Raw genomic sequence first — 12877 nt, forward strand, 5'->3', positions numbered from 1 at the left:
GGGCGGGCCTTCGCCGTGTACGGGACCGGTCGGCTGTCCGCCGACCGGTCCCCCTGTCTCAGCGGAGCGCCGGGGCGGCGACGTACGGTGCGAGGTCCGCCGCCAGTTCCTCGTGGACCCGCGCCTTGAGCAGGGTGCCCTCCTCGGTGTGCTCCTCGGAGATCACCTCGCCCTCGGTGTGGGCGCGGGCGACCAGCTTGCCGTGCGTGTACGGGACGAGCGCCTCGATCTCGACCGAGGGACGCGGCAGCTCGTTGTCGATCAGGGCGAGGAGTTCGTCCATGCCCTGGCCCGTGCGCGCCGAGACCGCGATGGAGCGCTTCTCGATCCGCAGCAGACGCTGGAGCACCAGCGGGTCGGCCGCGTCCGCCTTGTTGATCACCACGATCTCGGGGACCTTGGTCGCGCCGACGTCGGTGATGACCTCGCGCACGGCGGCGAGCTGCTCCTCCGGTGCCGGGTGCGAACCGTCCACGACGTGCAGGATCAGGTCGGAGTCGCCGACCTCCTCCATGGTGGAGCGGAACGCCTCGACCAGGTGGTGCGGCAGATGCCGTACGAAGCCGACCGTGTCGGCCAGCGTGTACAGCCGGCCGCTCGGGGTCTCGGCCCGGCGCACGGTCGGGTCGAGGGTCGCGAACAGCGCGTTCTCGACGAGGACGCCCGCGCCCGTGAGGCGGTTGAGCAGGGACGACTTTCCGGCGTTGGTGTAGCCGGCGATGGCGACCGAGGGCACCTTGTTGCGGCGGCGCTCCTGGCGCTTGATCTCGCGGCCGGTCTTCATCTCCGCGATCTCCCGGCGCATCTTCGCCATCTTCTCGCGGATGCGGCGCCGGTCCGTCTCGATCTTGGTCTCACCGGGACCACGGGTGGCGAGGCCGCCGCCCTTGCCGCCGCCCATCTGACGTGACAGCGACTGACCCCAGCCCCGCAGCCTCGGCAGCATGTACTGCATCTGCGCGAGGGCCACCTGCGCCTTGCCCTCTCGGGACTTGGCGTGCTGGGCGAAGATGTCGAGGATCAGGGCCGTACGGTCGATGACCTTGACCTTGACGACGTCCTCGAGGTGGATCAGCTGGCCGGGGCTCAGCTCACCGTCGCAGATGACGGTGTCGGCGCCGGTCTCCAGGACGATGTCCCGGAGTTCGTTGGCCTTGCCGGAACCGATGTACGTGGCCGCGTCGGGCTTGTCACGGCGCTGGACGACACCGTCGAGCACGAGCGCTCCCGCGGTCTCCGCGAGGGCGGCCAGCTCGGCCAGCGAGTTGTCGGCGTCCTGGATGGTTCCCGAGGTCCAGACACCGACGAGGACGACGCGCTCCAGACGGAGCTGTCGGTACTCGACCTCGGTGACGTCCTCGAGCTCGGTGGAGAGGCCCGCCACGCGGCGCAGGGCCGCGCGCTCGGAGCGTTCGAACTGCTCGCCGTCCCGGTCTCCGTCGATCTCGTGGCTCCAGGCGACGTCCTCTTCCATCAGGGCATCGGCCCGAAGACCTTCGGGGTAGTTCTGCGCGGAGGTCTGCGCTTCCTGGGAAGGGGAAGAAGAGGAGGTCATTGGATCCTTACGTAGCTGGGATGAGCTGCGGGCCGACGGATACCGCCCCACGAAGGGAACAACGTCCACGGCCTCCGGGAGATTCCCGGCTCCGGTCCGGCCGGCCCTCCGAAGGGGGCGGCGCCGCCGGTTCGAAGATGGTCCCACGGCGTGGTGGGGCGCGTCACGCGACTTATCGTGACCCGCCGGACACCCGCGGGCACGGCCGCCCGCGGGGCCTCGGCGTCCGCGCGGTCCCGGCGTCCCCGGGGCGTTCGCGTCGCCCCGGGTGCCCGCCCGCGCCGGGTCCTCACCGGCTCTTCTTGAGCGCCTTCGCCGTGGGGGCGTCGCTCTTCCAGTCCGGGTGCCCCGGCATCGGCGGTGTCTTCTCCCCGTAGAGCCATGCCTTGAAGAACCCGCGCAGATCGCGGGCGGCGACGGCGGAGGCGAGGTCCACGAAGTCGGCCGTCGAGGCCACACCGTCACGGTTGACGCTCACCCAGGTGCGCTCCAGGCGTTCGAAGGCCCGGTGCCCGATCTCCTGGCGCAGCGCGTACAGCGCCAGGGCCGCGCCGTCGTAGACGTTCGGCCGGAAGATGCTGATCTTCTGGCCGGGCTTGGGGCCCTTGGGCCGGGCGGGCGGCCCGCCGGCGGCGCGCCAGGAGTCGGACAGCCGGTAGGCGGCCTTCATCCGCTTCTCCATCGGCTTGTGCGCCTTCTCCTCGGCGTACAGGGCCTCGTACCAGGTGGCGTGCCCTTCGTTGAGCCACACGTCCGACCAGGTGCGGGGGGTGACGCTGTCGCCGAACCACTGGTGCGACAGCTCGTGCACCATGATCGAGTCGACGTACCACTTCGGGTAGGCGGGCTGGGTGAACAGCTCCTTCTCGAACAGCGACAGCGTCTGCGTCTCCAGTTCGAAGCCGGTCTGCGCCTGGGCCATCAGCAGCCCGTAGGTCTCGAAGGGGTACGGTCCGACCTTGCTCTCCATCCAGGCGATCTGGCCCGGGGTCTTGCGCAGCCAGGGTTCGAGCGCGGCCTTGTCTGCGCTGGGGATCACGTCCCGTACGGGCAGTCCGTGCGGCCCCTGGCGGTGCAGCACGGCGGAGCGGCCGATGGACACCTGGGTCAGCTCGGTGGCCATGGGGTGCTCGGTCCGGTACGTCCAGGTGGTGCTGCCGTGGGCCCTGCGGGTGCCCTCGGGGAGACCGTTGGCCACGACCGTGTACCGGTCGGGCGCCGTGACCCGGATGGTGAACAGGGCCTTGTCCGAGGGGTGGTCGTTGCACGGGTAGACCAGGTGCGCGGCGTCGGCCTGGCCGGCCATCGCGAGCCCGTCCTTGGTCTGTACCCAGCCTCCGTCCTGGCCCTTCGCGCTCACCGGGTCACTGGTGTGACGCACGGTGATCCGCAGCGGGAACCCGGCGGGCAGCCGTTCGGCCGGGGTCACCACCAGGTCCTCGCCGGCCTTCGTGAAGCGGGCGGGGGATCCGTTGACGTCGACGGACCGGACGCTCCCGTGCGCGAAGTCGAGGTTGACGCGGTCGAGCGGCTCGGTGGTCAGGGCGTCGATCGTGGTGACGGCCGTGAGCGGCTTGTCGTTGCTGCCGGGGTAGGTGAAGTCGAGGTCGTACGACTCCACGTCGTACCCGGGGTTGCCGAGGGTGGGGAAGAGCCGGTCGCCGACTCCCAGGGGCACGGCCGGGTCCGGGGCGCTCGCGGCGATCAGACAGACGGAGACGGCCGAGGCGAGCAGGGCCGCCGTGACGCGGCGGCTCCTCGGGCGTGCGGGCGTGGGGGTGGCGTTGAGCGGCATGGACCACGGCTACCAGCGCGCACCGGTCCGGCGCCGCCGACTCGCACCCGGCCCACCCGAACGGGTAGGTGCCGGGGTTCATTGGGGCCAGCGCGCGGGGCCCGCTCGGGCCGGTCGTCGCCGCCCGGTCACCGGTCCGCGGTCGCCGGATGCTGGGGGCGGCTCACGTCGTACACGCCGGGCACGTTGCGCATCGCGCGCATCAGGCCCGGGAGGCGGGCCGCGTCCGGGAGTTGGAGCGTGTACGTGTGGCGCACGCGCTGCTGGCTCGGGGGTTCGACGGTCGCGGAGACGATGGCGACCCCCTCCGCCGCGATGGCCTCGGTGAGGTCGGCGAGCAGGTGCGGGCGGCCGAACGACTCGGCGAGCAGGGTGACCCGGCATTCGGCGGTGTCCCCCCATCTCACGCCCACCTCCGGGCGCCCCGCGCTCTTCATGCGCGCCGCTCCGGCGCACTCGACCCGGTGCACGGTGACCACTCCCCCGCGGACGGCGAAGCCGGTCACCTCGTCGGGCGGTACGGGCGTACAGCAGCCCGCCATGCGTACGGACGCGCCGGGCAGGTCGGCGACGGCGCTGGCGGGGCGGGTGTTCTGGGTGCCGGCGGGGCGGGCGGGCGGCGTCTCGGCGGGGCGTGCCGGGGCCGCGGCGGGCCGGCGGGGGCCGGTGGCGGGGGCCTTGGCCGTCTCCTCGTCGCCGGGTGCGGGGTGGGTGGCCATCCAGCGCTGGATGGCGATCCTGGCGGCGGGCGTGTGCGCGTGCTCCAGCCACTCCCTGGACGGCTCGGAGGCGGGGTCCTGGCCCATGAGCAGCTGAACGGTGTCCCCGTCCCGCAGGACCGTGCTCAGCGTCGCCAGGCGGCCGTTGACGCGGGCGCCGATGCAGGCGTGGGCGTCCTCGCCGTACTGCGCGTAGGCCGCGTCGACGCAACTGGCGCCCTCCGGAAGGCCGAGCGAGCCTCCGTCGGCGCGGAAGACGGTGATCTCGCGGTCCTGGGCGAGGTCTTCGCGCAGTGTCGACCAGAAGGTGTCCGGGTCCGGGGCGCCCTGCTGCCAGTCGAGCAGCCGGGAGAGCCAGCCGGGGCGGGTGGGGTCGGCGCGCTCGCCGTCGAAGGGGCGGTCGCCACCGCCGTCCGGCTGTTCCTCCGACGGGGCCGCGTAGGGATTGCCGAGCGCGATGACTCCGGCCTCGGCGACCTTGTGCATCTGGTGGGTGCGGATGAGGACTTCGGCGACCTGGCCGTCGCCGCGGGTGACGGCCGTGTGCAGCGACTGGTACAGGTTGAACTTGGGGACGGCGATGAAGTCCTTGAACTCCGAGACCACCGGGGTGAGGCAGGTGTGCAGTTCGCCGAGGACCCCGTAGCAGTCGGCGTCCTCGTTCACGAGCACCAGCAGGCGTCCGAAGTCGGCGCCGCGCATCGGGCCGCGTTTGCGTGACACCCGGTGCACGGAGACGAAGTGCCGCGGCCTTATGAGGACTTCGGCCTGGATCCCGGCGTCGCGCAGGACGGTGCGGACCTCTTCGGCGATGTCCGCGAGGGGGTCGTCGTCGCGGCCCGCGTTCTCGGAGATGAGTTCGCGGGTGTGCTCGTACTCCTCGGGGTGCAGGATCGCGAAGACGAGGTCTTCCAGTTCGGTCTTGAGCGCCTGGACGCCGAGGCGTTCGGCGAGGGGGATGAGCACGTCCCGGGTCACCTTGGCGATGCGTGCCTGTTTCTCGGGGCGCATGACACCGAGGGTGCGCATGTTGTGCAGCCGGTCGGCGAGTTTGATCGACATGACCCGGACGTCGTTGCCCGTCGCGACGAGCATCTTGCGGAAGGTCTCGGGTTCGGCCGCGGCGCCGTAGTCGACCTTCTCCAGTTTGGTGACGCCGTCGACGAGGTAGCAGACCTCGTCGCCGAACTCCTCACGGACCTGATCGAGCGTCACTTCCGTGTCCTCGACGGTGTCGTGGAGGAGCGAGGCGGTCAAGGTCGTCGTCTCGGCGCCCAGTTCGGCGAGGATCAGGGTCACGGCGAGCGGATGGGTGATGTACGGCTCGCCGCTCTTGCGCATCTGGCCCCGGTGCGAGGACTCCGCGAGCACCCAGGCCCGGCGCAGCGGTTCCAGCTTGGCGTCGGGGTGGTGGGCGCGGTGGGCCTCGGCCACGTGCCCGATGGCGTCCGGCATCCGGTCGCGGGCCGCGGACCCGAGGAACGCGGCCCGTCCCAGGCGGCGCAGGTCGATCCGGGGCCGCGCCTTCTTGCGGTGCGCCGGGGGCACTCCGGGCTCCAGCTCCGCCGCGTGCTGCACGGCGGGCGTGACGGGGCCTGGCGTCGCGGGGTTCGTCGCCTCCGCACTCATGGGCACCTCCGGCTGCGTCAGACCGGCGGACGGGTGCCCCAGGGCGAACTCGGCTCAGGGGATGGTGTCGGTCCCCCGTCCGGGCCGGTGCTTGATGCTACCGACCCCACCACGCCTGGCAGACCGCCTCTCGCCGAGCGTGAAACGGATCACCCATTCGAGCGAAGGTTTTGGGGTTTACGGTTTCGATTTCCTGGAAGGGACGGCAAGGACGTACGACGTCCGTCCTTCGGCGGGAGCGGCGTCGGACCCGGAGGGGGCACCCGGCGCCGCAGCGGGGCTCAACGCGCCGCGGCGGCCAGCCACTCCGCGTCGATCTCGCCCTCGGCGACGATCACCGCCGGGCCCGTCATCTCGATCTCGCCGTCCGGGCGCTCGGTGATGACGAGGCGTCCGCCGGGCACGTCGACCGTGTACGTCACCGGGGTTCCGGTCACGGCGGGGTCGGCGCCGTCGCGGCGGGCGGCGGCGACGGCCACGGCGCAGGCGCCCGTGCCGCAGGAGCGGGTCTCGCCGGAGCCGCGCTCGTGGACCCGCAGGGCGACATGACCCGGCCCCCGGTCGACGACGAACTCGACGTTGACCCCGTCCGGGTAGGCCGACGCCGGGGCGAACGGCGGCGGTGCGTACAGATCGCCGGCGTGCGCGAGGTCGTCGACGAACGCGACCGCGTGCGGGTTGCCCATGTTCACGTTGCGCGCGGGCCAGCTGCGTTCGCCGACGCTCACCGTGACCTCGCCCTCGGGGAGGAGGGCCTTGCCCATGCCGACGGTGACGTCGCCGTCCTTGGCGATGTGCACGGGCTTCACGCCACCGCGCGTGGCGACCGCGGTGTCCCCTTCGGCCACATGCCCGGCGCGGTGGAGGTAGTGGGCGAACACACGCACTCCGTTGCCGCACATCTCGGCGACCGAACCGTCGCCGTTGCGGTAGTCCATGAACCACTCCGCCTCGGCCGCCATCTCCTTGGCCTCGGGGTGCTCGGCGGACCGCACGACGTGCAGCAGACCGTCGCCGCCGATGCCCGCGCGGCGGTCGCACAGGGCGGCGACGGCGGCGGGAGGGAGGTCGATGACGTTCTCCGGGTCGGGGACGATCACGAAGTCGTTCTCGGTCCCGTGACCCTTGAGGAAGGCGATCCGCGTGCTCATTCCTCGATCGTACGGGGTCGCCGAGGGCGTCCGCCGGGCACGGGGGGGCGGAGGAGCGGGCCCGCCCGGGGGTCAGCGCAGCCGGGCCACGCGTCCGACGGCGAGCACGGCCACCGCGGCGACGACCACGACGTAGGCGAGGACCACCCGCCAGTCGGCGCGCCGGCCGGAGCCGCGCGGCGGGAGGCCGGGCAGCGCGTAGCCGACGCGGCGGGCGGCCATCATGCCCCAGCCGGCCGCGCACAGGCAGATCAGCAGTCCGAGCATGGCGACCACGGCGCCGCCGTCGCCGAACTCGAAGGCGAGCGGGAAGGCGAACATCAGGGAGCCCGTCGCGGCCAGCGCCACGATGGGCGCGAGCTGCCAGATGCGCAGCAGGCGCTGCGGCCGGAGCTCGACCTCGACCTCCGGTTCCGGGGACATCTCGCCGGGGCCGGGGCCGTCGGCGATCACCCCGCCGGGGGTGTCCTCGGGGCCGTCGGAGCTCAGTCGCTCTCCGCCCAGCTCCGGCTCGACGCCGGGGTCGGCGTCCGGATCGATGCTCAGACGAACTCCGTCCCCGTCGGCGCCGTACTCGGCGCCGCGTGCAGTGTCGCGAGGGCCGGCCTCCATCGCCACGCGCCCTCCCAACTCGGACTTCACTGGTCGATCGAAGCTTGATGATGGCACGGCGCCGGAGGCCCGGATGACGGCCGGAGCGTCCCGATGCCATGACGTGATCAGGCTGTGACCGGTCGTTCGACCAACGCCAGTGCGAGTTCCGGAAGTTCCGTGAGATCCGTCGCAGCCCCACTCAGCCAATGCACCCGGGGATCGCGCCGGAACCATGAATCCTGGCGGCGCGCGAAGCGCTTGGTGGCGCGAACGGTCTCGGCGCGGGCTTCGTCCTCGGTGCACTCCCCGGCGAGCGCCGCGAGCACCTGCTGGTATCCGAGCGCGCGGGACGCCGTGCGCCCGGCGCGCAGTCCCTGCGCCTCCAGAGCGCGCACTTCGTCCACGAGCCCGGCCTCCCACATCCGGTCCACCCGGCGGGCGATGCGCTCGTCCAGTTCGGGGCGGGCCACGTCGACGCCGATCTGAAGGGTGTCGTACACGGAGTCGTGGCCGGGCAGGTTGGCGGTGAAGGGCTTGCCGGTGATCTCGATGACCTCCAGGGCACGGACGATGCGGCGGCCGTTGCTGGGCAGGATGGCCCGGGCGGCGCCGGGGTCGGACACGGCGAGCCGCGCGTGCAGGGCCCCGGGGCCGCGCAGGGCGAGCTCCTCCTCCAGACGGGCGCGTACGGCGGGGTCGGTGCCGGGGAACTCCATCTTGTCGACGGCTCCGCGGACGTACAGCCCGGAGCCGCCCACCAGGACGGGCCAGCGGCCCTCGGCGAGCAGCGCGTCGATCCGGGCGCGGGCAAGCCGCTGGTACTCGGCGACGCTGGCGGTGACCGTCACGTCCCAGATGTCCAGGAGGTGGTGCGGGACGCCGCCGCGCTCGGCGGGCGTCAGTTTGGCGGTGCCGATGTCCATCCCGCGGTACAGCTGCATCGAATCGGCGTTGACGACCTCGCCGCCGAGACGCCTGGCGAGGAAGACGCCCAGATCGGACTTTCCTGCCGCGGTCGGTCCGACGACGGCGATGACCCGGGGTGCGGGGGGTGCGCTGCTCACCGCCCCAGTCTCGCAAACCCGGGGGCCTCTCCTCCAACGAGCCGCCGGACGCCTCCGTTCCGGGCCCCGCCGGGCGACGCGGAACGCCGCCCCCACGAGTAACGTATTGATCCGGTACGGGCGTTTTCGAGCAGCTTCGCCGGAGGTGGGCGGCGGCCTCTCCGGAGGGGCGAGGTCCCCACCCGACCGCCGCGCCAGGGAAGGCGAACCATGGGTCTGATGGACAATCTGAAAGCGAAACTGGAGCCCGCGAAGGGCAAGGTCTCCGGGCTCGCGCAGCAGCACGGGCACAAGGTCGCCGACGGCCTCGACAAGGCCGCGAAGGTGGTCGACGAGAAGACCAAGCACAAGTACAGCGACAAGATCCAGACGGGGACGGGCAAGGCGAAGGACGCCGTGGACCGCCTCGCACACAAGGACGACGGCCCGGACACGAGCCCGCCGGACCCGCCCCGGGCGTCCTGAACCCGGCTCGTACCGGCCTCGGAGCGGCCGCCGCCGTCGGAGCGCCGGCGTCCCGTCGGGGGCGGCCGACATCCTCGCAGCGCCGTCGTCCCGTCGCGTGCGGCCGCCGTCGGAGCGCGCCGCCCCCGCGCCTAGGACCAGGCGGCCACGAGGTATCCCACCCCGTAGGGGGCGTCTTCGTGGAGCAGGGCGCCGCCGAGTCCCGCGCCCTCGGCCGCGCCCGCGAGGATCTGCCAGGGGGCACGCCCGGCGGCCTTCAGTTCGTACGCCAGAGAGGCGTCCAGCGCCTTGAGGGCCGCGAGGTCGGCCGTGGCGAGCGCGCGGGCGACCTCCGCGTCGAAGCCCTCCGCGCGCTCGTCGAGATAGCCGGGGGCCTTGAGGGTCCTGCACGCGCTGGCGTCGCCCATCACCAGGAGGGCCACCCGCCCGGCCCGCGCGCCGATCTCCTCCCCCGCCCGGAGGCACCGCTCGGTCTCCAGCGGTTCCCCGACCCCGAGCCCCTCCACCGGGGCGTCGGACCAGCCGGCGCGTTCCAGCAGCCAGGCGGCGACGGCGAGGGAGGACGGAAGCGCACGCCCGGCGGACGCCGGGCTCCGACCCGCCGCGTCCGCGCGGCCGAGGCGTACGGCGAGGTCGACCCCGAAGCCGGCGAAGGAGCCGGTGGCGCCCTCCGGATGGGGTCCGCGCCCGCTCTCCTCCGCCGGTCCGACCACGACCAGCAGGTCCGGGCGGGACGCGGCGAGCACGCCGAGCGCGTCCGTGCAGGCGGTGCGGGCGGCGTCCAGCTCGGGCGCCGCGCCGGCGGCGACCTCGGGGACGAGCAGCGGAGGGCAGGGGCAGACTGCGGCGGCTACAAGCATGATCCGCAGCGTAACGCCGTACCCCGCCGATGGGCCCCGGCCCCGGCCCGGTTGCGTACACCGCCCGCGCCGGGCCGTGGCCGGTCCTAGCCCGGCAACACCCCGCAGCCCGCAGCCGTGGTCCTCGGCGGCCCCCGATGAGCCACGGCCGTGACGGGCCACGGCGAGGTCGAGCACGGCTGAAGTCAGGCGCAGCCGAAGGTCAGGCACGGCCGAGGTCGAGCGCGGCCGATGTCAGACACGGCCAAGGTCAGGCCGGCCACGGTCGGACGCGGCCGAGGTCGAGCGGAGCCGTGATCAGCCGCGCCTGTGATCAGCCGCGCCCGCGGTCAGCCACCCCCGTGGTCAGTCGCAGCCGCAGCCGCTGCCCGTGGCGACCGGCAGGGGCTCGGGGGCGCCGATCTTCGGCAGGCCGAGCATGACGCCGGCGGGCTTGGCGGCCTCGGCGGCGTTGCGCTTCTCCCAGGCGTCCCCGGCGCGCGTGCGGCACACCTCCAGGACGGCGCCCTCGGCGAGGAGGTGGTGCGGGGCCGCGTACGTGATCTCGACGGTGACCACGTCACCGGGGCGGACCTCTTCGTCGGGCTTGGTGAAGTGGACCAGCCGGTTGTCGGGGGCGCGGCCCGACAGACGGTGGGTGGCGCCGTCCTTGCGGCCCTCGCCCTCGGCGACCATCAGCTCCAGGACGCGGCCGACCTGCTTCTTGTTCTCGTCCCAGGAGATCTCCTCCTGGAGGGCGACGAGACGCTCGTAGCGCGCCTGGACGACCTCCTTGGGGATCTGCCCCTCCATGGTGGCCGCCGGGGTGCCGGGGCGCTTGGAGTACTGGAAGGTGAAGGCGGCCGAGAAGCGGGCCTCGCGGACCGCGTGGAGGGTCTGCTCGAAGTCCTCCTCGGTCTCGCCGGGGAAGCCCACGATGATGTCGGTGGTGATCGCCGCGTGCGGGATCGCGGCCCGGACCTTCTCGATGATGCCGAGGAAGCGATCCTGGCGGTACGAGCGGCGCATGGCCTTCAGGACGGTGTCCGAGCCGGACTGCATCGGCATGTGCAGCTGCGGCATCACGTTCGGCGTCTCGGCCATGGCGGCGATCACGTCGTCGGTGAAGTCGCGCGGGTGCGGCGAGGTGAAGCGGACGCGCTCCAGCCCCTCGATCTTCCCGCAGGCGCGCAGCAGCTTGCTGAAGGCCTCGCGGTCGCCGATGTCGCTGCCGTACGCGTTGACGTTCTGGCCGAGGAGGGTGATCTCGGAGACGCCCTCGCCGACCAGTGCCTCGATCTCGGCCAGGATGTCGCCGGTCCTGCGGTCCTTCTCCTTGCCGCGTAGCGCGGGGACGATGCAGAAGGTGCAGGTGTTGTTGCAGCCGACGGAGATCGACACCCAGGCCGCGTACGCGCTCTCGCGGCGGGTCGGCAGCGTGGAGGGGAAGGCCTCCAGGGACTCGGCGATCTCGATCTGCGCCTCTTCCTGGACGCGGGCGCGCTCCAGGAGGACCGGCAGCTTGCCGATGTTGTGCGTGCCGAAGACGACGTCCACCCAGGGCGCCCGCTTCACGATGGTGTCGCGGTCCTTCTGGGCGAGGCAGCCGCCGACGGCGATCTGCATGCCGGGGCGCTTCGTCTTCATCGGGGCGAGGCGGCCGAGGTTGCCGTAGAGCTTGTTGTCGGCGTTCTCGCGGACGGCGCAGGTGTTGAAGACGACGACGTCGGCGTCCCCGTCCGCACCCTCGGGCGCCCGCACGTAACCGGCGTCCTCCAGGAGCCCGGAGAGCCGTTCGGAGTCGTGGACGTTCATCTGACACCCGTAGGTGCGCACTTCGTACGTCTTGGATTCCTGAACGTCCACTGCCTGACTCCGGTCGCCGCTGCTCATGGGACAAGGGTAGGCGGTGCCGGGAGTGCGTCCGGACGCCGGAGTCCGCGCTCTCCGCCGGGCGTCACTGGACGTACGGATTCCGGTACCCGGCGTGCGGTCCGTCCCCTCGGCGCCGGGTCGGCGCGGGGTCATCCGCCGAGCGTGACGAACCGTTCCGCGAGGGTCTCCGCGGCGGTCCCGAGCAGGATCGTGTAGTGGTTGGAGCCCTCGATCAGCTCGGCGGGGAGGCCGTCCGGCCCGCCGGTCAGGCGTTCGACGACGGACGGCGGGAGCATCGGCGGCTCCTGGCCGAGCAGCCCGAGCGGCGCGTGCAGCAGCAGGGCCGGGACGCTCAGTTCCGTGAGGCGGGCGGCGAACAGGGCGTCGGACGTCAGCAGATCACGTCCGTCGTGGCGCACGGCGTCCTCCCGCACCTTCGAACGCCGGGCACCGCGGGGTCCGGCGACGTCGTAGCGCACGTACGCCTCGATGTCGGCGTTCCAGTGGGGTCCCAGCGCCGGATGCGCGCGGAAGAAGTCGACGTAGTCCGTGTCGGTGGCGTACGTCCGGCCGAGGCGGGCCAGTGCCGGTCCGAGGGTGGCGTCGAGGACGGCGTCGGGGTCCGCGCCGGGCGGGACGGGCAGCGGCAGGCCGCCGTCGACGAGCAGCAGCCGGTCGAACAGCCCTGGCCGGCGCACGGCCGCGAGCAGCGCGACGTAGGCGCCCATCGAATGGCCGGTCAGGGCGACCGGCCGGCCGCCGCCCAGGTCGCGGGCCAGGCGGCACAGGTCCCGGGCGTGCCGGTCGAGTCCGTACGGCCCGGGGGTGGTCGCGCTTCCGCCGCGGCCGCGCAGGTCGGGCGCGAACAGGCTCCACTCGTCGGGGAGCCGACGGGCCATGGCACGGAAGGACATCCCGGATCCGGTGATGCCGTGGGCCGCGAGCGCGGTCCGCGGTCCCCGGCCGAACCTCAGGACACGCAGGGTTCCGCCCTCGACCGGGAGATCGAGTGCGGCCGGTTCGTGCGGATCGCTCGGCTCGTTCATGCGCTCTCCTGGTCGTCGCTGGTGCCCATGGGCGTCGGCGGACGGTCGGCCTCCCACCTCCCCCCGTGGTCCGTACGGGCGGGTGCGGCCTCCCCCGTACGGTCCGTACGGGCGACTGCGGCTCCCCGAGGGGGCATACCCGGGT

General features: G+C 72.9%; 10 protein-coding genes. 1 reads left to right on the top strand and 9 read right to left on the bottom strand.

Features of this window, described 5'->3' with window-relative positions; all coding sequences use genetic code 11:
- Nucleotides 1-58: 58 nt before the first annotated feature.
- The 6 genes from hflX to miaA all read right to left on the bottom strand — a co-directional run bounded on the left by hflX (nt 59) and on the right by miaA (nt 8507).
- Complete coding sequence (gene hflX, locus ACFWI4_RS32095) at nt 59-1555, bottom strand: GTPase HflX (RefSeq protein WP_385401606.1); 1497 nt, start codon at nt 1553-1555, stop codon at nt 59-61.
- A gap of 289 nt (nt 1556-1844) precedes the next feature.
- On the bottom strand, nt 1845-3350 hold the full coding sequence (locus ACFWI4_RS32100) for a M1 family metallopeptidase (protein WP_387203468.1): 1506 nt from the start codon (nt 3348-3350) through the stop codon (nt 1845-1847).
- Nucleotides 3351-3478: 128 nt separating this feature from the next.
- Nucleotides 3479-5698, bottom strand: coding sequence for a RelA/SpoT family protein (locus ACFWI4_RS32105; protein ID WP_387203471.1), 2220 nt, complete (start codon nt 5696-5698; stop codon nt 3479-3481).
- 281 nt (nt 5699-5979) lie between these two features.
- On the bottom strand, nt 5980-6849 hold the full coding sequence (gene dapF / locus ACFWI4_RS32110; protein WP_387203474.1) for a diaminopimelate epimerase: 870 nt from the start codon (nt 6847-6849) through the stop codon (nt 5980-5982).
- A 72-nt stretch (nt 6850-6921) separates the two neighbouring features.
- On the bottom strand, nt 6922-7461 hold the full coding sequence (locus tag ACFWI4_RS32115) for a hypothetical protein (protein WP_385401745.1): 540 nt from the start codon (nt 7459-7461) through the stop codon (nt 6922-6924).
- 107 nt (nt 7462-7568) lie between these two features.
- Entirely contained in the window at nt 7569-8507 is a 939-nt protein-coding gene (gene miaA, locus ACFWI4_RS32120) for a tRNA (adenosine(37)-N6)-dimethylallyltransferase MiaA (RefSeq protein ID WP_387203477.1), read from the bottom strand.
- 210 nt (nt 8508-8717) lie between these two features.
- On the opposite strand from miaA, the gene ACFWI4_RS32125 reads away from it, so the two are divergent.
- Nucleotides 8718-8972 carry an antitoxin gene (locus ACFWI4_RS32125; RefSeq protein WP_387203480.1) on the top strand — a complete coding sequence of 85 codons (255 nt, stop codon included), beginning with the start codon at nt 8718-8720 and terminating at the stop codon, nt 8970-8972.
- A gap of 131 nt (nt 8973-9103) precedes the next feature.
- Here the strand turns inward: ACFWI4_RS32125 and ACFWI4_RS32130 are convergent, their stop codons facing one another.
- The 3 genes from ACFWI4_RS32130 to ACFWI4_RS32140 all read right to left on the bottom strand — a co-directional run bounded on the left by ACFWI4_RS32130 (nt 9104) and on the right by ACFWI4_RS32140 (nt 12732).
- Nucleotides 9104-9832 (bottom strand): class III extradiol dioxygenase subunit B-like domain-containing protein, encoded by a 729-nt coding sequence (locus tag ACFWI4_RS32130; protein WP_387203483.1) that lies wholly within the window; start codon nt 9830-9832, stop codon nt 9104-9106.
- 345 nt (nt 9833-10177) lie between these two features.
- Complete coding sequence (gene miaB, locus ACFWI4_RS32135; protein ID WP_387203486.1) at nt 10178-11704, bottom strand: tRNA (N6-isopentenyl adenosine(37)-C2)-methylthiotransferase MiaB; 1527 nt, start codon at nt 11702-11704, stop codon at nt 10178-10180.
- A gap of 131 nt (nt 11705-11835) precedes the next feature.
- A complete protein-coding gene (locus tag ACFWI4_RS32140) occupies nt 11836-12732 on the bottom strand; it encodes an alpha/beta hydrolase (RefSeq protein ID WP_387203489.1) in 897 nt (298 codons plus the stop codon).
- Nucleotides 12733-12877: the final 145 nt, after the last annotated feature.

This window comes from Streptomyces sp. NPDC127038 (genome assembly GCF_042725875.1).
GTDB lineage: Bacteria > Actinomycetota > Actinomycetes > Streptomycetales > Streptomycetaceae > Streptomyces.

Bases quoted from the DNA above. Each gene is read 5' to 3' on its own strand.
- hflX (WP_385401606.1), bottom strand. From the start codon at position 1,555: ATGACCTCCTCTTCTTCCCCTTCCCAGGAAGCGCAGACCTCCGCGCAG.
- ACFWI4_RS32100 (WP_387203468.1), bottom strand. From the start codon at position 3,350: ATGCCGCTCAACGCCACCCCCACGCCCGCACGCCCGAGGAGCCGCCGC.
- ACFWI4_RS32105 (WP_387203471.1), bottom strand. From the start codon at position 5,698: ATGAGTGCGGAGGCGACGAACCCCGCGACGCCAGGCCCCGTCACGCCC.
- dapF (WP_387203474.1), bottom strand. From the start codon at position 6,849: ATGAGCACGCGGATCGCCTTCCTCAAGGGTCACGGGACCGAGAACGAC.
- ACFWI4_RS32115 (WP_385401745.1), bottom strand. From the start codon at position 7,461: ATGGAGGCCGGCCCTCGCGACACTGCACGCGGCGCCGAGTACGGCGCC.
- ACFWI4_RS32125 (WP_387203480.1), top strand. From the start codon at position 8,718: ATGGGTCTGATGGACAATCTGAAAGCGAAACTGGAGCCCGCGAAGGGC.
- ACFWI4_RS32130 (WP_387203483.1), bottom strand. From the start codon at position 9,832: ATGCTTGTAGCCGCCGCAGTCTGCCCCTGCCCTCCGCTGCTCGTCCCC.
- miaB (WP_387203486.1), bottom strand. From the start codon at position 11,704: ATGAGCAGCGGCGACCGGAGTCAGGCAGTGGACGTTCAGGAATCCAAG.
- ACFWI4_RS32140 (WP_387203489.1), bottom strand. From the start codon at position 12,732: ATGAACGAGCCGAGCGATCCGCACGAACCGGCCGCACTCGATCTCCCG.